We start from the raw sequence: 19,288 nt of genomic DNA, 5'->3' as shown, positions 1-19,288 counted from the left end.
CCGGTGCCCTTCTCCCGCCTGCTCAGCCTCGCCAGTCGCCAGTTGTTCCGCGAATCGCGCAGCGGCGAGTTGCGCGTGCTGTTCTTCGCCCTGCTGATCGCCGTCGCCTCGAGCACCGCCATCGGCTATTTCAGCGCCCGTCTGAATGGCGCCATGCTGTCCCGCGCGGCCGAGTTCCTTGGCGCCGACCTGGTACTCAACGGCACCCAGCCAGCCTCTGCCGAGCAGATCCAGCGCGGCACCCGCCTCGGCCTGCGCCACGCCGACAGCGTCGAATTCTCCAGCGTGATAGCCACCGATCAGGGCATCCAGCTCGGCAGCATCAAGGCGGTCGGTGACAACTATCCGCTGCGTGGCGAACTCAAGAGCACCGCCGCGCCGTTCGCCACCGAAGAGGCCGGAGGACGCCCGCAAGCCGGCGAAGTCTGGGTCGAATCGCGCCTGCTGGTGAGCCTCGACCTGAAAGTCGGCGACAGCATCGAGATCGGCCGCAAGCCGCTGCGCATCGCGCGCATCCTCACCTACGAGCCGGACCGCGCCGGCGACTTCTATAGCCTGACGCCACGCGCCATGATGAGCCTGGCCGACCTCAAGGCCACCGGGGTGGTCCAGCCGGGCAGTCGGGTGCGCTACCGGGACCTGTGGGAAGGACCGCCAGAAGCGCTCCAGGCCTACCGCCAGCAGGTCGGGGACAGCCTCGCCGCCAACCAGCGCCTGCAGGATGCCCGCGACGGCAACCGCCAGGTCGGCGACGCCCTCGGCCGCGCCGAGCGCTATTTGAACCTGGCCAGCCTGGCCGCGGTGCTGCTCGCCGGGGTCGCCGTGGCGCTGTCCGCCGCCCGTTTCGCCGCCCGTCGCTACGATGCCAGCGCGCTGCTGCGCTGCCTGGGCCTGTCGCGCGGCGAAACCCTGGCGCTCTACACGCTGCAATTGTTGCTGCTGGGGCTGCTGGCCAGCGTCACCGGCGCCCTGCTCGGCTGGCTGGCGCAACTCGGCCTGTTCCGCCTGCTCGCCACGCTGCTGCCGCCGGACGTTCCGGCCGGCGGCCTGTTCCCCGCCTTCGCCGGGATCGCCACCGGTCTGGTGGCCCTGGCCGGCTTCGCCCTGCCGCCGCTGGCCGCTCTTGGCCGGGTGCCGCCGCTGCGGGTGCTGCGCAGCGACCTCCTGCCGGTGCCGATGCGCACCTGGGCGGCCTACGCCTGCGCCCTGCTCGCCCTAGGGCTGATCATGTGGCGGCTGAGCCTCGACCTGAAGCTGACTCTCGCCCTGCTCGGCGGCGGCCTGGTCGCCACGCTGGCGCTCGGCGCCCTCCTGCTCCTCGGCCTGAACGGCCTGCGCCGGGCGCTGGCGCGGGCCAGCCTGCCGTGGCGCCTGGGGCTAGGCCAATTGCTGCGGCACCCGCTGGCCGCCGCCGGACAGAGCCTGGCCTTCGGCCTGATCCTGCTGGCCATGGCGTTGATCGCCCTGCTCCGCGGCGAATTGCTGGACACCTGGCAGGCACAGTTGCCGGCCGACGCACCCAACCATTTCGCGCTGAATATCCTGCCTGCGGAAAAGGACGCCTTCGAAAGCCGCGTGCAGAAGCTCTCGCCCGGCGCCGAGCCGCTGTTTCCGATGGTCCCCGGACGCCTGGTGGCGGTGAACGGCAAGCCGGTCCAGGCCCTCGACGAGGATGTGCGCAGCGAGCGCGCCCTGCAACGCGACCTCGGCCTGACCTGGTCGGCGCATCTGCCCGTGGGCAACACACTCACCGCCGGCAGTTGGTGGAGCGCGGCGCAGCCGGGGGCGTTGCCGGGCGTCTCGGTGGAAGAGAAGCTGGCCGCCAACCTGCGCATCCAGGTCGGCGACCGCCTGACCTTCAGCGTCGCCGGGCAGAACCGCGAGGTCCGGGTGCAGAGCCTGCGCCAGGTGAAGTGGGACAACTTCCAGCCGAACTTCTTCATGGTCTTCCAGCCCGGCACCCTGGCCGATCTGCCGGTGACCTACCTGACCAGCTTCTACCTGCCGGCCAGCCAGGAGCGCGAACTGGTCGATCTGGCGCGCGCTTTCCCCACCGTCACCCTGCTGCCGGTGGATGCGCTGCTGAGCCAGCTGCGGAGCATCCTCGATCAGGTCACCCTGGCCGTGGAATATGTGCTGGTGTTCGTCCTCGCCGCCGGCTTCGTGGTGCTCTTCGCCGGCCTCCAGGCGACCCTCGACGAACGCGTGCGCCAGGGCGCCCTGCTGCGCGCGCTGGGGGCCGAGCGCGAGTTGCTGCAACGCACCCGGCGGGTCGAATTCGCCCTGCTCGGCGCAGTCAGCGGCCTGCTCGCGGCGCTCGGCTGCGAGGTGGTCAGCCTGCTGCTCTATCGATTGGTCTTCGACCTGCCGTGGCAACCACATCCCTGGTTGCTGGCGCTGCCTCTGGCAGGCGCCGTGCTGGTCGGCGGCGCCGGCCTGCTGGGCACCCGACGCGCCCTCAACAGCAGCCCGCTGCGGGTCCTGCGCGAGGGCTGATCGGATACACTGGGAAACTTTCATCCGTTCATTTGTGGAACCACCCGAACCATGAGTCGCTATCGTCCACCGCGCACCGCCGGCACCCCGCTGATCACCCCGGAGGGCGCCGCGCGGTTGCGCGCAGAGCTGCACGAACTCTGGCACGTGCGGCGGCCCCAGGTGACCCAGGCGGTCAGCGAAGCCGCCGCCCTCGGCGATCGCTCGGAAAACGCCGAATACATCTACGGCAAGAAGATGCTGCGCGAGATCGACAGTCGCGTGCGCTTCCTGCGCAAGCGCCTGGAAAACCTCAAGGTGGTCGGCGAGCGACCGGCCGATGCGAACCGGGTCTACTTCGGCGCCTGGGTGACCCTGGAAGACGAAGACGGCGAACAGGCTCGCTACCGTATCGTCGGCCCGGACGAACTGGACCTGCGCAACAACCAGATCAGCATCGACTCGCCGCTCGCCCGCGCGCTGGTCGGCAAGGAACTGGACGCCGAGGTGCTGGTGCGCACCCCTGCCGGCGAGAAGCTCTGGTTCGTGGTCGAGATCGACTATCCAGCGGCGCCCTGAGGCGCCGCGCGCTCAGCGCAGCAGACGGCGGGTGATCAGGCCCTGGCGGGCGACCCGGATCAGTTGCCGGACCACCAGGCCCAGGTCCTCCGCCTCGGGGGCCTGGACCACGGCGAAGTCGAACGCGTCGCTGGGGAAGCGGGCCAGTTCCCTGCCGTCCCGGGCGAACTGGATGAGGAAGGTGCGCGAACCGTTCCAGCGCTTCGGCCAGCCTTCGAGGTAACGGACGAGGGTCGGCTGGTGCGGGCCGCTGAGGAGAATCCTCGGGTTGCGCCGGACCAGGCCGGTGGTGATGGGTGCCAGGCGCAGTTGCGTGCTGGGACAGGTCATGACGTCGTGTCTCCGCCTCTTCGGTCCCGCTGGACAGCGGTGAGAGGCAACACCGAGCCAGCGCTTTAGCGGTATTTCGGCTGGTGCCGGGCGCCCCGCAAGTTGCTGTTTAAATCGGCGCACGCGCATCCTAGAAAAGCCGCACGGAGACTGTCAAGAATCACACGGAGGCGCCCATGCCCGATCACTCTCTTCGCCTGTTCTTCGCCCTGTCCTGTCCACCTCCCCTCGCCGAGCGGATCGGCCGGTGGCGCGATGGCTGGCCACTGCCCAGCCGCCAGGTGGCAACGGCGAACCTGCACCTGACCCTGGCCTTCCTCGGCCAGGTCCCGTCCGCTCGGCTCGAGGCCTTGCTGGACATGGCCACGGCCATCGAGGCCGCGCCCTTCGAACTGCGCCTCGACCATCTGCTGCGCTGGAGCAACGGCATCCTGCTGCTGGCCCCCAGCCAGCCGCCCGGCGCCCTCCTGCAACTGCGCCGCGCCCTGTGCTCCGGCCTTGCCGAACTGCAGCTGCCCGTGGAAACCCGCCCATTCAGCGCCCATCTGACCCTGGCTCGCGATGCCGCGCCGCTGGAGGACACCCCGCCACCCCAACCTTCGTATGGCAGGTCGACCATTTCAGCCTGTTTTGCTCGCAAAACGACGCCGCGGGTGTGCGCTACCGCACACTCGGTTGCTGGGCGTTGTGCGAGGAAGATTCAAACGAGCGTTTCGCGCCGTAACAACCCGCCTCTTCCGCTCTGCCACGCAGGTTATGACCGGCCGCCAGGAAGCCGCGGATTTCCTGGCCTGGAGGAAAAAAGCCGAAGCTGGCACGGTTCCTGCGCAAGGGACAGCGAAGCGGTTCTCCCGGAAGGATTCGGGCGATGGCTGGCAGGACGCGCCCCTCGGCCCCATCAACCTGAGATGAGAACAACATGAAGAAGAAGTCTCTGCTCCCCCTCGGCCTGGCCATCGGCCTCGCCTCTCTCGCTGCCAGCCCTCTGATCCAGGCCAGCACCTACACCCAGACCAAATACCCCATCGTGCTGGCCCACGGCATGCTCGGCTTCGACAACATCCTCGGGGTCGACTACTGGTTCGGCATTCCCAACGCCTTGCGCCGCGACGGCGCCCAGGTCTACGTCACCGAGGTCAGCCAGTTGGACACCTCGGAAGTCCGCGGCGAGCAGTTGCTGCAGCAGGTCGAGGAAATCGTCGCCCTCAGCGGCCAGCCCAAGGTCAACCTGATCGGCCACAGCCACGGCGGCCCGACCATCCGCTACGTCGCCGCCGTGCGCCCGGACCTGATCGCCTCCGCCACCAGCGTCGGCGCGCCGCACAAGGGGTCGGACACCGCCGACTTCCTGCGCCAGATCCCACCGGGCTCGGCCGGCGAGGCAGTCCTCTCCGGGCTGGTCAACAGCCTTGGCGCGCTGATCAGCTTCCTTTCCAGCGGCAGCACCGGCACGCAGAACTCGCTGGGCTCGCTGGAGTCGCTGAACAGCGAGGGTGCCGCGCGCTTCAACGCCAAGTACCCGCAGGGCATCCCCACCTCGGCCTGCGGCGAGGGCGCCTACAAGGTCGACGGCGTGAGCTACTACTCCTGGAGCGGCTCCGCGCCCCTGACCAACTTCCTCGACCCCAGTGACGCCTTCCTCGGCGCCTCGTCGCTGACCTTCAAGAACGGCGCGGCCAACGACGGCCTGGTCGGCACCTGCAGTTCGCACCTGGGCATGGTCATCCGCGACAACTACCGGATGAACCACCTCGACGAGGTGAACCAGGTCTTCGGCCTCACCAGCCTGTTCGAGACCAGCCCGGTCAGCGTCTACCGCCAGCACGCCAACCGCCTGAAGAACGCCAGCCTGTAGGACCCCGGCCGGGGCCTCGGCCCCGGCCCTTTCCCGGAAGCCCCCTCGCGTGAAGAAAATCCTCCTGCTGATTCCACTGGCGTTCGCCGCCAGCCTGGCCTGGTTCGCCTGGCTGGAACCTTCCCCCGCCCCCGAGACGGCGCCTCCGGCCAGCGCGCAGGCGGGCGCAGACCGCGCCCCGCCAGCAGCCTCCGTGGGAGAAGCGGTGCCGGCCCCCCAGGTCATGCCGGCCAAGGTCGCACCGCTGCCAACCTCCTTCAGGGGCACCAGCGTCGATGGCAGTTTCAGCGTCGACGCCAGCGGCAACCTGCTGATCACCCGCGACATCCGCAACCTGTTCGACTACTTCCTCAGCGCCATCGGCGAAGAACCCCTGCAGCAGAGCCTCGACCGCCTGCGCGCCTACATCGCCGCCGAACTCCAGGAGCCGGCGCGCGGCCAGGCGTTGGCGCTGATGCAGCAATACATCGACTACAAGAAGGAACTGGTGCTGCTCGAACGCGACCTGCCGCGCCTGGCCGACCTCGACGCCCTGCGCCAGCGGGAAGCCGCGGTGAAAGCCCTGCGCGCGCGGATCTTCAGCAACGAGGCGCACGTGGCGTTCTTCGCCGACGAGGAAACCTACAACCAGTTCACCCTGGAGCGCCTGGCGATCCGCCAGGACGGCAAGCTCAGCGCCGAGGAAAAGGCCGCCGCCATCGACCGTCTGCGCGCCAGCCTACCGGAAGACCAGCAGGAAAGCGTGCTGCCGCAACTGCAAAGCGAACTGCAGCAGCAGACCGCCGCCCTCCAGGCCGCTGGCGCCGGCCCGGAAGCCATCCGCCAGATGCGTCAGCAACTGGTCGGTGCCGAAGCCACCACCCGCCTGGAAAAACTCGACCAGCAGCGCTCGGCCTGGAAAGGCCGGCTGGACGACTACTTCGCCGAGAAAAGCCGGATCGAAGGCAATGCCGGCCTGAGCGAAGCCGACCGCCGCGCGGCGGTCGAACGCCTGGCCGAGGAGCGTTTCAGCGAACAGGAACGCTTGCGCCTGGGCGCGCTGGAACAGATGCGCCAGGCGCAACAGCGCTGAGAAACGGGCCCGTAATCCAGGCCGGCGTGGCCCTTGGTGAAGCATTCGGCGTGCAGGGCGAATGACCCATTTGTGCTTATCCGCCATCCGGAGCTGCCGCGCTATCGGCAGACAACGCCACGGCAGAACGAAAAAGGGCGGCCACCCGAAGGTGTCCGCCCTTTTTCGTCGCCAGCCCGGTTCAGCGGGACAGCTTGCCGTCCAGCGAGAACCTGCCGGCGCCATCGACCAGCAGCGCCACGCTGATCATCAGCAGGGTCAGGGCATATTCGTAACCGTTGTCGGTGATGAAGAAGCCGTTGCCGATATGCACGCTGAAGATCGCCACGATCATGGTGAAGCCGATCACCACCGAGGCCGGCCGCACCAGCAGGCCGATCACCAGGGCCAGGCCGCCGAAGAACTCGGCGCTACCGGCCAGGGTCGCCAGCAGGTAGCCGGGGGTCAGGCCGATGGATTCGAACCACTGCGCCATGCCGCTCAGGCCGGCGCCGCCGAACAGGCCGAAAAGCTTCTGCGAACCGTGCGCCATCAGGGTAAGACCGGTGACGATGCGCAGGAGGGCGAAGCCGGCCCCGGCGTTGGTCGACAGGAGGGTCTTGATCAGTGGATTCATGTTGCGTCCTCAGGGTGTGGGATAGGTTGTGCACACTATAGGCAGGACAATTCGATATTGAAACCGCAAAAAACCCGTAATACCTATCGTATTTATAGATTATTTCTGTGCCGTCGTCGTTCCGCGCCTGTCAGCCTCGAGACGTTCCCGCTCGCGCTCATATGCAAGGTAGTACTTGTTCACGCTACTGACATAGCTCACCACGCCCATCCCTATCTCTTCCGCGGCCACCCGCTCGACCTGGAAGAACCAGCGGTTCGGATCGAGCCCCCGGCGACGGGCCTGGGTGCGCAGGTTCTGCACCCGCTCCGGACCCATGTTGTAGGCCGCCAGGGTGAAGGCCAGGCGTTCGCGTTCGTCGAGGTGCTTGCTGGAGAAGAACTGCTTGCGGATCTTGGTCAGGTAGCGACTGGCGGCCAGCACGTTGCTGTCCTTGTCGTGCACATTGCCGACCCCGACGCTGCGCGCCGCCGCCGGGGTGATCTGCATCAGCCCGCTGGCGCCGCCGGCACCGCGCGCCGCCGGGTTGAGATGCGATTCCTTGTAGGCCACGGCCGCCAGCGCCAACCAGTCGAGGTTGCTGCGCTGCGCGTAGCGCTGCAGCAAGGGACGCACCGCTTCCAGGCGCTTGCGATCGGCCGCGCCAAGGGGATTGCGCACCTTGTAGGCACGCCGGTAGACCCGCTGGAAGGCCACGTCCTGATCCGCCGGCGCCCGGTAATCGGCGAGGAAGCGGTCGATGGTGGCGCGCAGGGTGCTGGCATCGCGGCGCACGTACCAGGCCATGTCGGCGCGATTGTCCAGCACCAGGTGGCGATCCACCCGCAGCTTCGGCAGGACCTTGGCCCAGCGCTCGGCGATCGGTTGCTCGACCACGCTGAAACCGAGGATGCCGGCCTGGACCATTTCCATCACGTCCTCGACCGCCAGCGAGGGGTCCAGCCGTTCGATGCGGATCGGCGCCATGCGCCGTTGCGCCAGGCGCTGGTTGACCTGTTCGATGGCCTCTTCGGCGGCGCTGCCGGCCGGCAGCGGGATGGTCCGCCCGGAGAGTTGCTCCAGGCGCGTGTAGCGCCGGTTGCCCTTGCGCGCCACCAGCACCAGCGGCACGTCGGCGCGCACCGGCGCGCTCGGGCTGACGCGCAGGCCGTCATGGGCCGGCAGCAGTTCGCCGGGCGCCACCAGGTCGCCTTCGCCGCGCTGCAAGGCGGCGAGCAGTTGGTCCTTGGGCTTGGGGATGAGCTTGAAGGTCAGCGCCCGCGCGGAGGGCGAGCGGCTGTTGAGGTACTGCTCGAAGGCGCGCAGGCGGCGGTATTCGACGCCGATCGGCTCGCCCTTCACCTCGCCCGAGCTGTTGCGGCTCTGGTTCACCAGCACCTTGAGCACGCCGCTGCGACGGATGCTCGCCAGGTCGCGGGTCTCCGGCTGTTCCCGCTGCCAGGTGTCCGGCTGGCCGGTGATGCGCGCGGCCGCCGGCAACGGCGCGAGCACCAGCAGGCAAAGCGAAAGCAGCAACAGACGCGTCATCCAGGTCTCCAGAGGCCGGGCTCGATGTCCCTCTCCGGGGGACCGGATCAATCAGAGCCTGGCAGTCTTGGCAAGTTCCTCTCCGACAGCGGCTGCAAACGGAGGCATTGGGGTAGATAATCCGGGCGCTGAAGAACCCGATCTGCGATTATAACGGATTGGTCTACAAGCGGTTTGCCACCCATCCCCCGGCGGGACCGGGATGATCGAGGGGCACCGCCCCGCTGCGGATACCAGGAAGGCACCATGCAACTCATCGATATCGGCGTCAATCTGACCCACGCCAGCTTCGCCCCGGAACGTGAAGCGCTGCTCGCCCGGGCGCGCGCCGCCGGCGTGGTGCAGATGGTGCTCACCGGCACCAGCCTGGCCGACAGCGAGCAGGCCCTGCGACTCTGCGCCGAACTCGACGAGGGCGGCCGGCTGTTCTCCACCGCCGGTGTCCACCCCCACGATGCCAGCCACTGGAACAGCGACACCGTCCGTGGCCTGCGCGCCCTTCTCGGCAACGAACGGGTACGCGCGGTGGGCGAATGCGGCCTGGACTTCAATCGTGACTTCTCCCCCCGTCCGGCCCAGGAAAAGGCCTTCGAGGAGCAGCTGGCTCTGGCCGTCGAGCTGCAACGCCCGGTGTTCCTCCACGAACGCGACGCCAGCGAGCGCCTGCTGGCGATCCTGCGCGACTTCCGCGATCGCCTGCCGGCTGCCGTGGTGCACTGCTTCACCGGCGAGCGCCGGGCGCTCTATGGCTACCTCGACCTCGACCTGCACATCGGCATCACCGGCTGGATCAACGACGAACGCCGTGGCACCCACCTGCATGATCTGGTAGGCGAGATCCCGGTCGGCCGTCTCATGCTGGAAAGCGACGCGCCTTACCTGCTGCCGCGCAGCCTGCGGCCGAAGCCGAAGAACGGGCGCAACGAGCCGGCCTACCTGGGCGAAGTGCTCGCCTGCGTCGCCCGTCACCGGGGTGAAAGCGCCGAGCGCCTGGCAGAGCATTCCACTGCCACCGCACGGGCGTTCTTCGGCCTGCCGACGATCGCCTGAGTTCGTCCTAAAGCTCCCGCGGGTTCAGCCGCTAAGCTGACCAACGGTCTCGTTGACCCGTATCAACGATTGCCCCTTACTCAGCTTTCAAGATAATGGCGCCTTGCCATTATCTTGCCGATAAGAAGAAATCCCCCTATGGGCACCTGGATCAGCAACATCCCACTGAAATACAAGTTCTGGGCCGTCAACGCGGTGGCCTTCTTCACCACCCTGCTGCTGGTTCTGTTCGCCATGCAGCAGGAGGCCGCCGGACGCAATGCGTCCGCCCAGAGCGCCGCCGCCGCCGAAGGCGAGCTGGTACAGGCCTGGCCAACCGGCGGTACCTTGCCCGCACGGAGCAACCTGCTGCCGCTGGAACAGGCCGCGAGCCTCGGCGGCACGGCGGCCCAGGCGCTGGACGAAGCCCGGGGCTGGGTCGAGCTGCACGGTGCGCGCCAGGGCGAGACCGCGCTGCTCGGCGCCTGGGTCGGCCAGACCGCTTCCGGCCAGCGTTTCGCCGTGCTCGCCCCGGCCAGCGACCTCTGGCAGGTCTTCGCCGATCGCGCCGGCGCCTACGCGGTCGCCGTCCTGGTGCTGATGCTGGCGTTGCTGGCGGCTTCGCAACTGCTGATCCGCTTCATCCTGACCCACCTGCACACCCTCAAGGATGTGATGCTGCATGTCGAGAAGAGCGGCGACCTGTCCGCCCGCGTACCGCTGCAGGGACGCGACGAGGTCGGCCAGATGGCCGGCGCCTTCAACGCCATGCAGGCTGGCTACCAGCGCATCGTCGGTACTGTCGCCGCCGCGGCCGGCAAGCTCGACGAGGGCGCCCAGGCGCTCGCCAGGAGCATGGGCCAGGTGCGCCAGGGCATGCTCGGCCAGCAGAGCGAGACCGACCAGACCGCCACCGCGATCAACGAAATGTCGACCACCGTCTTCCATATCGCCCAGCACGCCGCCGACACCCGCGACCAGTCGCAGGAAGCCGATCGCCTGGCCGGCGCCGGCCAGCAGGCGGTGAACCGGGTCAGCGCATCGATCGCCGGACTGTCCCAGGGGGTCCAGGAAACCGCCGAGATGATCCAGAAGCTGGCCGAGGACAGCCAGAAGATCAGCGGCGTGGTCAACGTGATCCACGGCATCGCCGAGCAGACCAACCTGCTCGCCCTCAACGCCGCCATCGAGGCCGCGCGGGCCGGCGAAATGGGCCGCGGCTTCGCGGTGGTCGCCGACGAGGTGCGCAACCTCGCCCGTCGCGTGCAGGACTCCACCGACGAGATCACCCAGATGATCCTCGCCCTGCAATCGGGCACCCGCGACGCCGTGGAGTTCATGCAGGAAAGCTCGCTCAAGGCCGACGGTTGCGTCAGCCAGGCCGGCGACGCCGGCGAGGCCCTCGCGGCGATCGCCAACGCCGTGGCGCAGATGCGCGAAAGCAATACGCAGATCGCCGTCGCCGCGGAACAGCAGAGCCAGGTGGCGGAAGAAATGACCCGCTCGGTGGTGGGCATCCGCGATGTCACCGAGCTCACCGTGCAGCAGACCGTCGAGTCGGCGGCCACCAGCCAGCAACTGGTCGACCTGGCCGGCGACCTGACTCGCGCCATCGGCCAGTTGCGTCTCTGAGCAGGGTCGCCCTATCGCCGGGATAGGCAGGAATCATTCGCCGCGGCGCGGCGCCGCGCCTAGACTCGATGCCATGAAACGACCCGCCTCGCGGGTCGCCGCCACGGAGTATCGAGAACCATGGGCAAACGTCACCCCAACCTGCTCGCCTGGCAATGGCGAGGCTACGCCGGCAACCACCGCAACCCGACCAACCTGGTCCTGCACCTGATCGCCGTCCCGCTGTTCATCCTCGGCGCGATCCTCCTGCTCGGCGGCCTGTTCGGCCTGGACCTGCTGCGCGTGGCGCTCGGCGTCATCGGCATCGTGGCCGGCCTGGCGCTCCAGGCCAAGGGCCATGCGCTGGAAGAACAGGCGCCGGAGCCCTTCAGCGATCGGCAGGACGCTGTCAGTCGATTGCTCGTCGAACAGTTCGTCACCTTCCCCCGCTTCCTCCTCAGTGGCGCCTGGTGGAAGGCCTGGCGCGCACGGCGCAAGTGACGGTTCGTCCGGGATTGCGCTCGGCCCTTCAGTTTTGCCGACGCACTGCCGATATAATCGACGGAATCCTGTCGTGGACCGACACCATGCCGTCATTGCGTCAATTAATCGTCTTCCTCTGCTGCCTTGGCGCCGCCCTCGCCCAGGCGACGCAGCCCGTGCCGCTGGGCGGACGGCCGATCGTCACCCTGCTGCAACCCGGCAAGCCGCCCCTGCGACTGACCCTCGCCGACCTCGAAGCCCTGCCCGGCGAGACCCTGGAAGCCCAGTTGCCCGGCGAAGCCAATGCCAAGTGGCAGGGGGTGCGCCTCAGCCTGCTGCTGGAACACCTGCGCCTGGCCCCGCCGAAGCGCCTACGGGTGCTGGCGCTGAACGACTATTCGTCGATCATTCCGTACAGCGACCTCGAGACCTACCAGCCGATCCTCGCCTATCGCCGCAACGGTGCCTACATGACGATTCGCGAGCGTGGGCCGCTATTCATCATCTACCCCATGGCCCGCTATCCTGAGTTGAGAAACCAGGTCTACTACAACCGAACCGTCTGGCAGGTCAGTTCCATCACCCTTGAGTAAGCAACGCTCATGACTGTGCCGCTGCTCGATCCGACAAAGCTGCGCCGGCAACGCCAGATCATGGGTCTGTTGCTCGGCCTGGTGCTGGTCATGGCGCTGATCGCCGGGGCCGCGCTGTGGCTGGCGGTGCGCCAGGGCCAGCAACTGGCGCAACCGAACCTGCACAACGAGCTGTGGCAGACCTACTCCCTGCGCGCGGAGCTGAATCGCACGCTGGAGACCGCCCAGCGGATCGAACGTGGCGAGGGCCAACCCGACGACCTGGCGATCCGCCTCGAGGTGCTCGCCAGCCTGATCGCCCCCCTGCGCCGCCAGCACCTGTTCAGGCACCTCGCCGAGCCACGCCCGGAAGTGCAGGCCACCCTGCAACGCCTGATCGAACTCAGCGACCGCTGGTCGGACCAGGCCCCCTGGGGCGACCCCGCCGGCGCGCGGCGCCTGGCCGGCGAGATCAGCGAACGGCTTCCGGCGCTGCTGGAGCCGGCGCACCAGATCGTGGTCGCCAGCAACATCGCCCTGACCAACCAGTTGGACATCGACCGCAAGCACCTGCACCGGGCGTTCTACGCGCTGTTCTGGGCGCTGCTCGGGATCGGCGCCGGCGGCGCCCTGCTGGTGCTGCGCCTGGTCGCCGATTTCAGGCGCGCGCAGCAACTGGCCGGGCATCTGGTCGAGCTCAACGCCACCCTGGAGAGGCGCGTCGACGAACGCACCCGCCAGCTCAGCGAAGGCAAGGCGCTGCTGCATTTCATCCTCGAAGCCAGTCCCAGCGACGTGGTGCTGCTCAGCGCCTGCGGCGCGCGCATCCACTACGTCAACCCGCGCCTGCTCAGGCGCATCGGTTGCCGGGAGCAGGATGATTTCCGCCTGCCGCGGCTGTTCGCCAGCGCCAGCGAATACAGCCGCCTGCAGAATGCCCTGGAGGAGCGCGGCCAGGTCGATGGCTGGGAAGCCCAACTGTGCGGTGAAACGCCCTGCTGGGCGGTGATCTGCGCGCGCCACCTGGAAGTCGATGGCGAACCGGCGACCCTGATCTGGTGCTACGACATCAGCCGGCGCAAGGCCATGGAGCAAGAGCTGCGCCTGCTGGCCAGCACCGACACCCTGACCGGCCTGCACAACCGCCACTCGTTCCTGCACCAGGCGGAGCTCATGCTCAAGGCCGCGGAGCGCTTCCATCACCCATGCGTGGCGCTGATGCTGGACATCGACCATTTCAAGAGCATCAACGATGGCCACGGCCACCTGACCGGCGACCGTGCCTTGCAGCGGGTGGCCGAGACCCTGCGCCAGGGCCTGCGCGAAGTGGACCTGCTCGGCCGCCTGGGCGGCGAGGAGTTCGCCGCGATGCTTCCGGAAATCTCCCTGGACCAGGCGCTGGACGTCGCCGAGCGCCTGCGCGCCGGCGTCGAGGCGCTACGGGTGAGCAATCCCGACGGCGAGCCACTGCGGATGACCGTGAGCATCGGCGTGGCCCTGCGCAAGGACGTCGGGGACGACCTGGAAAGCCTGCTGGTGCGTGCCGACAGCGCGCTCTACCAGGCCAAGAGCGGCGGGCGCAACCGCACCGAGTACACGCCCGCCTGAGGCGCCCTCAGCCGAACACCGTCACCATCTGCCGGCTGATCGCCAGCAGGCGGCCGTCGGCGCTCCACATCCGCGCCGCCACGTGGCCGTAGCCGTCGCGGGCCTCTTCGATCTCCGCCAGGTAGCGGCACCAGTCGCCGCAGCGCTGCTCCGGCAGCGGCTGGACGAACTCGGCGGTCCAGGTCAGCGAGCTGGCCATCGCCGGCGTGCCCAGGTGCGGCAGCAGCGCCGGCGGCCAGGAGTCGAGCAGCGCAAGCAGGTGGGAAACCTCCATGGGCTCTCCCTCGGGTTCGTCGCGGAAACGCATCCAGCCGCCCATCTGGCGCGACTTGTTCGAAGAGAACGGCAGGCCGCCCACTGCCCAGCGCATGGCGATGTAGCGAGTGAACTCCGGAGTCACGTTACGGATATAAGGCAGTTCCTGGCTCTCTTCGGGGCCCTTCATTCCGGCCGCCGGCAACGCTTCCACCGCCACCGCCGAAGCGCGGGCGACGCCAAAGCTGGCCTGGACCAGCGTGACCACCTGCTCGCCCTGGCTGACCTCGACCTGCACCTGGCTCACCGCCTTGCCCTCGCGCAGCAGCCGGGCGCTGAAGCGAGCCGGCTGCCCGGGCGCCAGCGGCCCGACGAAACTCACGCTGACGGAGCGCAACGGGCGCTCCGCCTCGACCACCGTGCGCATGGCCTCGTAGGCCAGCGCCACCACCAGACCGCCGAAGGTGGCGCGCCCCTGGCCCCAACTGGCCGGTACCACCACGGAAGAAGGGTCGCGGCGGACCGCCTGGATCAATTCGGAAAAATTCATGTGTGCCTCGCGAGGGGTTTCGAGCGCCCATCTTAGGCGAGGCAGGCCCGCTGAAAAAAGCCGATCGGAATGCCGGCGCTCAGTGTTCGCCGAGCGCCTCCTGCAGCGTCTGCAAGGCCCTGGCGGCCTGTTCGCGGGCTCGTTCGAAGCGAACCGTCCAGAGGTCGCGCAACGGTGCCAGGTCGGGTTCGCGCTGGCAGCGCAGCAGCCACTGCTCGAGATCGTGCCAGTCGCCCAGCGCCGATTGCGCTGCCTTCAGCGGCGTTAGCAGCGAAGTGGGGATGCTGCAGTCCCGCGGATAGGCCTCCAGGCCGTAGCGCACCCGTTTGATCCGCAGCCGCAGCGGATGCCAGTGGGCATAGGTGGTGTCCGCCAGTTCCGCGCGCAGCGCCTGCCATTGCCGGCGCAGGCGCTTGCGCACCCGTCCGTGCAGCCCCTCCAGCACCGCATGGCGCTGCGCCGTGCGCAACAGCGTCGGCCAGACGTCCAGGCACAGTTGCAGGCGATGCAGCGGCTGGCTGGCGAGCACCGCCACGTAGCCCGACTCGAGCACTGGCCGGCGAACCGCCTGCGCGTCCCGCAGGCCTTCGGCGGCGAGCGCCGGCAGCAGCACCTCCAGGTCGCGGATCGGCCCGCTGAGGCGGCCCAGTTCGGCGGCGGCCCGCTCCAGCTCCTCGACCCCGGGCACGCCGCGGATCGGCCGCAGCAGGCTGCGCAGGCGCCGCAGGGCGATGCGCAGGTCATGCAGCGCCTCGCCGTCGGTGCGTGCCTCCAGGCGTGCGACCGCCGCCATCAACGCCACCTGCTGGCCGATCACTTCGGCCAGCAGCCCATCGACGAACCGCGTCATGCCCTCTCCTCCTCAGCCATCCCGCCTCGGCGCACGCCCCAGGCGCCAGGGCAACGCCCGGCGCAACGCGCGCAGCCGCAACCCTGGATCATCCGCCCCGCCGTGTCCATAGCGCTGCGCCTCGAAGGCGTCGACGAAGCCGCCGATCGCCGCCGCCTGCGCCGGCAGGACGCGGGCGGCGCGCTCACCGAAGGCGCGCAGCCCCTCCCCCGGCGAGCGGCGCAGGCCCTGGCCTTCCAGCAGGCGCTCGAAACGTCGCAGCTGGCGATCCTGGGCATCGCCGCGAGCCTGCCAGGGCTTGAGCAGGAACAGCGCCAGCAGGCCCACCAGCAGCGCACCGGCGCCCCCCAGGAGCAGGCCCAGGCGGGTCGGGTCCAATCCACCGAACCAGCGCTGCAGGAAGGCCCCCTGCTGTTCGCCCTGGTAGGACAGGACCCAGCGCTGCCAGCCGTAATTGAGGTTGTCCCAGGCCAGGCGCATCTCGTTGAACCAGGGCAGGCCGCGGTAGCGCAGCGCCGACAGCGGCGAGTCGGCGAGGAAGTCGTCCTGCCCCGCCAGCGCCTCCTCGAGCCCCTGCTCGATGCGCTCCGGCGCCACCTGGTAGGTCGGGTCGACGCTGCGCCAACCCTGCCCCGGCTGCCAGTACTCGACCCAGGCGTGGGCATCGAACTGGTGGACCAGCAGGTAGTTGCCGGCCGGGTTCAACTCGCCGCCCTGGTAGCCGGCCACCACTCGCGCCGGTATCCCCGCGGCGCGCAGGACGAAGGTCATCGCCCCGGCGTAGTGGGCGCAGAAGCCGCTGCGCGTCTCGAAGAGGAACGCATCCACGCCGTCGGCCCCGGTTGCCGGCGGTTTCAGCGTGTAGGCGAAGGGCTCCCGGTTGAACCGTCGCAGCAGTGCCTCGACCAGCGCCTGCGGTTGCCCGTGGGCCTGGCGCAGCGACTCGGCCAGGGCTCGCGCGCGCGGGTTGCCCTGGGCTGGCAACTGCAGGTTGCGCCAGCGCGTCCGCGGGTCGATGCCGGCTTCCCGCAGCGCCTGCGGCCAGGAACTGACGCGGTAGAACAGGCGCTGCTCCACCGGGCGCCGGCGCTGCAGGTGGAAATCGCTCATCAGCCGGGTGTCGGCCTGGTCGGTCTGGGCCACATCGAGGGCGAACAGCCAGGATTGCGAGCTGGGCTGCATGATCACCTCGTAGCGCAACTCCGGGCCACGCTTCTGCCACAGGCCGGCGCTGTCGCCGTCCCACTGCGGCCCCTGCGACCAGCGCCGGCCGTCGAAGCGCTCCAGGGTCAGGGCGCGCCAGTAGAGCTGCTCGCGCGGCGGCGGCGCGCCGTCGAAGCGGACCCGGAAGGCCAGTTCGGCGGAACGCCCGAGCTCGGCGATATCCCCCGGCGCCATGCTTTCCGAGAGACCGGTGACGCCCTTGTCGCTCGGCATCGGCAGCGACCACAACGGCCCCAGCCGCGGGAAGAACAGAAACAGCAGGAGCATCAGCGGCAGCGCCTGCAGCAGCAGGACGGCGGCCAGGCGCAGGGTCGGCCAGGGCCGCGCGGCGAATCCGCTCTGCTGCAGGCCGATCAGCGCCGCCAGCAGCGCGGTCAGCGGCAACAGGCTGTACAGCGCGGCGAGGAAGCCGTCGTCGAACAGGTAGCCGACCAGCACCGCGAAGAAGCCGAGGAACACCAGCACCAGGGCGTCGCGGCGGGTCTTCATTTCCACCAGCTTGAGGATGAACGCGGCGATCAGCAGCACCGCCCCGGCATCCAGCCCGACCAGGCTGCCGCGCGCCAGCCAGACCCCGGCCCCGGCGAGCAGCGCCAGGGCCAGCTTGACCCAGGTCCCCGGGTAGCCGGCGCGCATGCGGAAGATCTGCACGCGCCAGGTCGCGCAGCCCAGCCACATGGCGACGATCCACGCCGGCAGGTAGGCCAGGTGCGGCAGGATCACCAGCACCTGCGCCACCAGCAGCCAGACCAGCGCGACCCGCGGGATGGCGTTCACCGCGGCGTCCCGAACAGCGCCAGGGCGCGCAGGCAGGCCTCGCGCTGCGCCTCGCCGGTGGCCGGCGGCAGGCGCGTCCCGGGCAACGACAGGCCGTAGGGTTGCTGCCGCGCGGACAACTCCAGGACCGCCTGGCACAGGCGTCCCAGGCGGCTCTCGTCGTCGCCGCCGAGGCGCTCGAACTCCAGCCACAGGTCGTCGCCACCGAGCGCGGCGAAGTCTTTCACCAGCAGCCCCTGGCCACGGGAAAACGCCTTCCAGTGCAGGCGTCGCCGCGAATCCCCCGGCTGGTAGGCGCGCAGGCCCTGGTAATCATCGACACCGGCGTTCGCCAGGGCGCGCCCCTGCTGCTCGGCATCGCGCTCGCCGGGCGCCTGGAAGCGCTCGCCGGGCAGCGGCCGCGGATAGACCAGGGCCTGTTGCCGCAGGTCGACCCAGCTCCAGGCCACCAGCAGGCCGAGGGGAAAGCGGCTTTCCACCCGCAAGCGCGCCGGCCGCAGCCAGCCGCGGCGCTCGGCGGGATGGAACAGCAGGACTTCGCCGGCCGCGTCGCGCCCCAGGTCGCTGTACTCCAGGGGCCGCTCCGGCCAGCCGACGGCGATGGCCTGGCGCGCCCGCCGCGGGCTTTCCAGGCGCACCCGGAAACCGGCACGCTCGCCGACGAACACCGCCTCCGCGCCCAGTGCGGTGAGGCGCAGGCCGGCGAGATTGCGATAGGTATGGAGGATGGTCACCACGCCAAGCGACAGGAGCAGGAACGTCAGTCCATAGGCCAGGCTGTTCTGGTAGTTGATCGCCGCCAGCAGCATCACCAGCAGCGCCAGGCCGAAGGCGCCGCCCTGACGGGTCGGCAGGATGAAGATGCGCCGCTGGTTCAGCTCGACGCTGCTCGCCGGCGGGATCCGCCGGTCCAGCCAGCGCTGCCAGCGTGCCCGGTTGCGCAGGCGCATCAGAGCGCCGGGACTTCGCGCAACAGCCACTGCACCAGCGCGCCGCCGCCGTGGCCGGTGGGGTCGGCCTGGTCGCGCAGGCGGTGCCCGGCCACCGCCGGCAGCACCGCCTGGACGTCTTCCGGAATCACGTAGTCGCGTCCCGCCAGCAACGCCCAGGCACGCGCCGCGGCGAGCAGCGCCAGGCTGCCGCGCGGCGACAGGCCGAGGGCGAAGGCCGGCTGCGTGCGGGTCGCCTCGACCAGGCGCAGCACGTAGTCCACCAGCGCGTCGCTGGCACGGACCTTCGGCACTTCGGCCTGGAAAGCGGCCAGCGCCGCGTGGTCGAGCAGGGGCTCCAGGCGCGGCAGCAGATCGCGCCGGGCTTCGCCGAGCAGCAGCGAACGCTCCGCGGCGCGCCCGGGATAGCCCAGCGACAGGCGCATCAGGAAGCGGTCCAGCTGCGACTCCGGGAGAGAGAAGGTACCGCCCTGGCTGGCCGGGTTCTGCGTGGCGATGACGAAGAACGGCTCCGGCAGGGGCCGGGTCGCACCCTCGATGGTCACCTGGCCCTCTTCCATGGCCTCGAGCAGGGCGCTCTGGCTCTTCGGCGTGGCGCGGTTGATCTCGTCGGCGAGCACCAGCTCGGCGAAGATCGGCCCGGGATGGAAGACGAACTGCCCGCTGTCCTTGTCGAACACCGAAGTGCCGAGGATGTCGCCCGGCAGCAGGTCGGAGGTGAACTGGATGCGCTGGAAGCTGAGCCCGAGTACCCGCGCCAGGGCATGGCTGAGGGTGGTCTTGCCCATCCCCGGCAGATCCTCGATCAGCAGGTGACCGCGGGCCAGCAGGCAGGCCAGGGCCAGGCGTACCTGGTGGTCCTTGCCCAGCAGAATCTCGTCGACCGCCTTCAGACAGGCTTCCAGGGTGTTCAGCATCCCGACCT

At 69.3% G+C, this 19,288-nt stretch carries 18 protein-coding genes; 10 read left to right on the top strand and 8 right to left on the bottom strand.

The window, feature by feature from the left end:
• Nucleotides 1-3: 3 nt before the first annotated feature.
• The gene (locus PSPA7_RS10995; protein ID WP_079262234.1) at nucleotides 4-2,496 is read left to right on the top strand and encodes an ABC transporter permease; all 2,493 of its coding nucleotides are present in this window, start codon (nucleotides 4-6) and stop codon (nucleotides 2,494-2,496) included.
• A gap of 51 nt (nucleotides 2,497-2,547) precedes the next feature.
• Nucleotides 2,548-3,054 carry a transcription elongation factor GreB gene (gene greB, locus PSPA7_RS10990; RefSeq protein WP_012075254.1) on the top strand — a complete coding sequence of 169 codons (507 nt, stop codon included), beginning with the start codon at nucleotides 2,548-2,550 and terminating at the stop codon, nucleotides 3,052-3,054.
• A gap of 12 nt (nucleotides 3,055-3,066) precedes the next feature.
• On the opposite strand, the gene PSPA7_RS10985 is transcribed toward greB, so the two are convergent.
• The gene (locus PSPA7_RS10985) at nucleotides 3,067-3,384 is read right to left on the bottom strand and encodes a hypothetical protein (protein ID WP_012075253.1); all 318 of its coding nucleotides are present in this window, start codon (nucleotides 3,382-3,384) and stop codon (nucleotides 3,067-3,069) included.
• A 176-nt stretch (nucleotides 3,385-3,560) separates the two neighbouring features.
• Between PSPA7_RS10985 and thpR the strand changes: the two genes are divergently transcribed.
• Genes thpR through PSPA7_RS10970 form a run of 3 tightly spaced genes read left to right on the top strand, consistent with a single transcriptional unit; the run spans nucleotide 3,561 to nucleotide 6,311 of the window.
• Nucleotides 3,561-4,307: an RNA 2',3'-cyclic phosphodiesterase gene (thpR, locus tag PSPA7_RS10980; protein ID WP_228380089.1), complete on the top strand. Its 747-nt coding sequence runs from the start codon at nucleotides 3,561-3,563 to the stop codon at nucleotides 4,305-4,307.
• Complete coding sequence (gene lipA / locus PSPA7_RS10975) at nucleotides 4,304-5,239, top strand: triacylglycerol lipase (protein ID WP_012075252.1); 936 nt, start codon at nucleotides 4,304-4,306, stop codon at nucleotides 5,237-5,239. Before thpR ends, lipA begins: the two co-directional genes overlap by 4 nt.
• A gap of 49 nt (nucleotides 5,240-5,288) precedes the next feature.
• Nucleotides 5,289-6,311: a lipase secretion chaperone gene (locus tag PSPA7_RS10970; protein WP_012075251.1), complete on the top strand. Its 1,023-nt coding sequence runs from the start codon at nucleotides 5,289-5,291 to the stop codon at nucleotides 6,309-6,311.
• Between the two features lie 181 nt (nucleotides 6,312-6,492).
• Here the strand turns inward: PSPA7_RS10970 and PSPA7_RS10965 are convergent, their stop codons facing one another.
• Nucleotides 6,493-6,927: a DoxX family protein gene (locus PSPA7_RS10965; protein ID WP_012075250.1), complete on the bottom strand. Its 435-nt coding sequence runs from the start codon at nucleotides 6,925-6,927 to the stop codon at nucleotides 6,493-6,495.
• A 99-nt stretch (nucleotides 6,928-7,026) separates the two neighbouring features.
• The gene (locus tag PSPA7_RS10960) at nucleotides 7,027-8,454 is read right to left on the bottom strand and encodes an MltF family protein (RefSeq protein WP_012075249.1); all 1,428 of its coding nucleotides are present in this window, start codon (nucleotides 8,452-8,454) and stop codon (nucleotides 7,027-7,029) included.
• Nucleotides 8,455-8,700: 246 nt separating this feature from the next.
• Here PSPA7_RS10960 and PSPA7_RS10955 point away from each other — a divergent pair, with 246 nt between their 5' ends.
• The 5 genes from PSPA7_RS10955 (at nucleotide 8,701) to PSPA7_RS10935 (ending at nucleotide 13,757) form a co-directional block, all read left to right on the top strand.
• Complete coding sequence (locus PSPA7_RS10955) at nucleotides 8,701-9,504, top strand: TatD family hydrolase (RefSeq protein WP_012075248.1); 804 nt, start codon at nucleotides 8,701-8,703, stop codon at nucleotides 9,502-9,504.
• A 138-nt stretch (nucleotides 9,505-9,642) separates the two neighbouring features.
• Nucleotides 9,643-11,115, top strand: coding sequence for a methyl-accepting chemotaxis protein (locus PSPA7_RS10950; RefSeq protein WP_012075247.1), 1,473 nt, complete (start codon nucleotides 9,643-9,645; stop codon nucleotides 11,113-11,115).
• Nucleotides 11,116-11,235: 120 nt separating this feature from the next.
• Nucleotides 11,236-11,595, top strand: coding sequence for an Mpo1-like protein (locus PSPA7_RS10945; RefSeq protein WP_012075246.1), 360 nt, complete (start codon nucleotides 11,236-11,238; stop codon nucleotides 11,593-11,595).
• 86 nt (nucleotides 11,596-11,681) lie between these two features.
• Nucleotides 11,682-12,170: a putative pterin-binding protein gene (locus tag PSPA7_RS10940; protein WP_012075245.1), complete on the top strand. Its 489-nt coding sequence runs from the start codon at nucleotides 11,682-11,684 to the stop codon at nucleotides 12,168-12,170.
• A gap of 9 nt (nucleotides 12,171-12,179) precedes the next feature.
• Nucleotides 12,180-13,757: a GGDEF domain-containing protein gene (locus PSPA7_RS10935; RefSeq protein ID WP_012075244.1), complete on the top strand. Its 1,578-nt coding sequence runs from the start codon at nucleotides 12,180-12,182 to the stop codon at nucleotides 13,755-13,757.
• A gap of 7 nt (nucleotides 13,758-13,764) precedes the next feature.
• Here the strand turns inward: PSPA7_RS10935 and PSPA7_RS10930 are convergent, their stop codons facing one another.
• The 5 genes from PSPA7_RS10930 to PSPA7_RS10910 all read right to left on the bottom strand — a co-directional run bounded on the left by PSPA7_RS10930 (nucleotide 13,765) and on the right by PSPA7_RS10910 (nucleotide 19,280).
• Entirely contained in the window at nucleotides 13,765-14,562 is a 798-nt protein-coding gene (locus PSPA7_RS10930) for an acyl-CoA thioesterase (RefSeq protein WP_012075243.1), read from the bottom strand.
• Between the two features lie 79 nt (nucleotides 14,563-14,641).
• Nucleotides 14,642-15,412 carry a CHAD domain-containing protein gene (locus PSPA7_RS10925; RefSeq protein ID WP_012075242.1) on the bottom strand — a complete coding sequence of 257 codons (771 nt, stop codon included), beginning with the start codon at nucleotides 15,410-15,412 and terminating at the stop codon, nucleotides 14,642-14,644.
• Between the two features lie 12 nt (nucleotides 15,413-15,424).
• Nucleotides 15,425-17,413 carry a transglutaminase TgpA family protein gene (locus PSPA7_RS10920; RefSeq protein WP_012075241.1) on the bottom strand — a complete coding sequence of 663 codons (1,989 nt, stop codon included), beginning with the start codon at nucleotides 17,411-17,413 and terminating at the stop codon, nucleotides 15,425-15,427.
• The gene (locus tag PSPA7_RS10915; RefSeq protein ID WP_012075240.1) at nucleotides 17,410-18,363 is read right to left on the bottom strand and encodes a DUF58 domain-containing protein; all 954 of its coding nucleotides are present in this window, start codon (nucleotides 18,361-18,363) and stop codon (nucleotides 17,410-17,412) included. The genes PSPA7_RS10920 and PSPA7_RS10915 overlap by 4 nt, the downstream gene beginning before the upstream one ends.
• On the bottom strand, nucleotides 18,363-19,280 hold the full coding sequence (locus PSPA7_RS10910; protein ID WP_012075239.1) for an AAA family ATPase: 918 nt from the start codon (nucleotides 19,278-19,280) through the stop codon (nucleotides 18,363-18,365). The genes PSPA7_RS10915 and PSPA7_RS10910 overlap by 1 nt, the downstream gene beginning before the upstream one ends.
• Nucleotides 19,281-19,288 lie beyond the last annotated feature (8 nt).

Source organism: Pseudomonas paraeruginosa PA7 (assembly GCF_000017205.1).
GTDB classification, from domain to species: Bacteria; Pseudomonadota; Gammaproteobacteria; order Pseudomonadales; family Pseudomonadaceae; genus Pseudomonas; species Pseudomonas paraeruginosa.
This window is presented reverse-complemented; position numbering and strand designations above follow the sequence as displayed.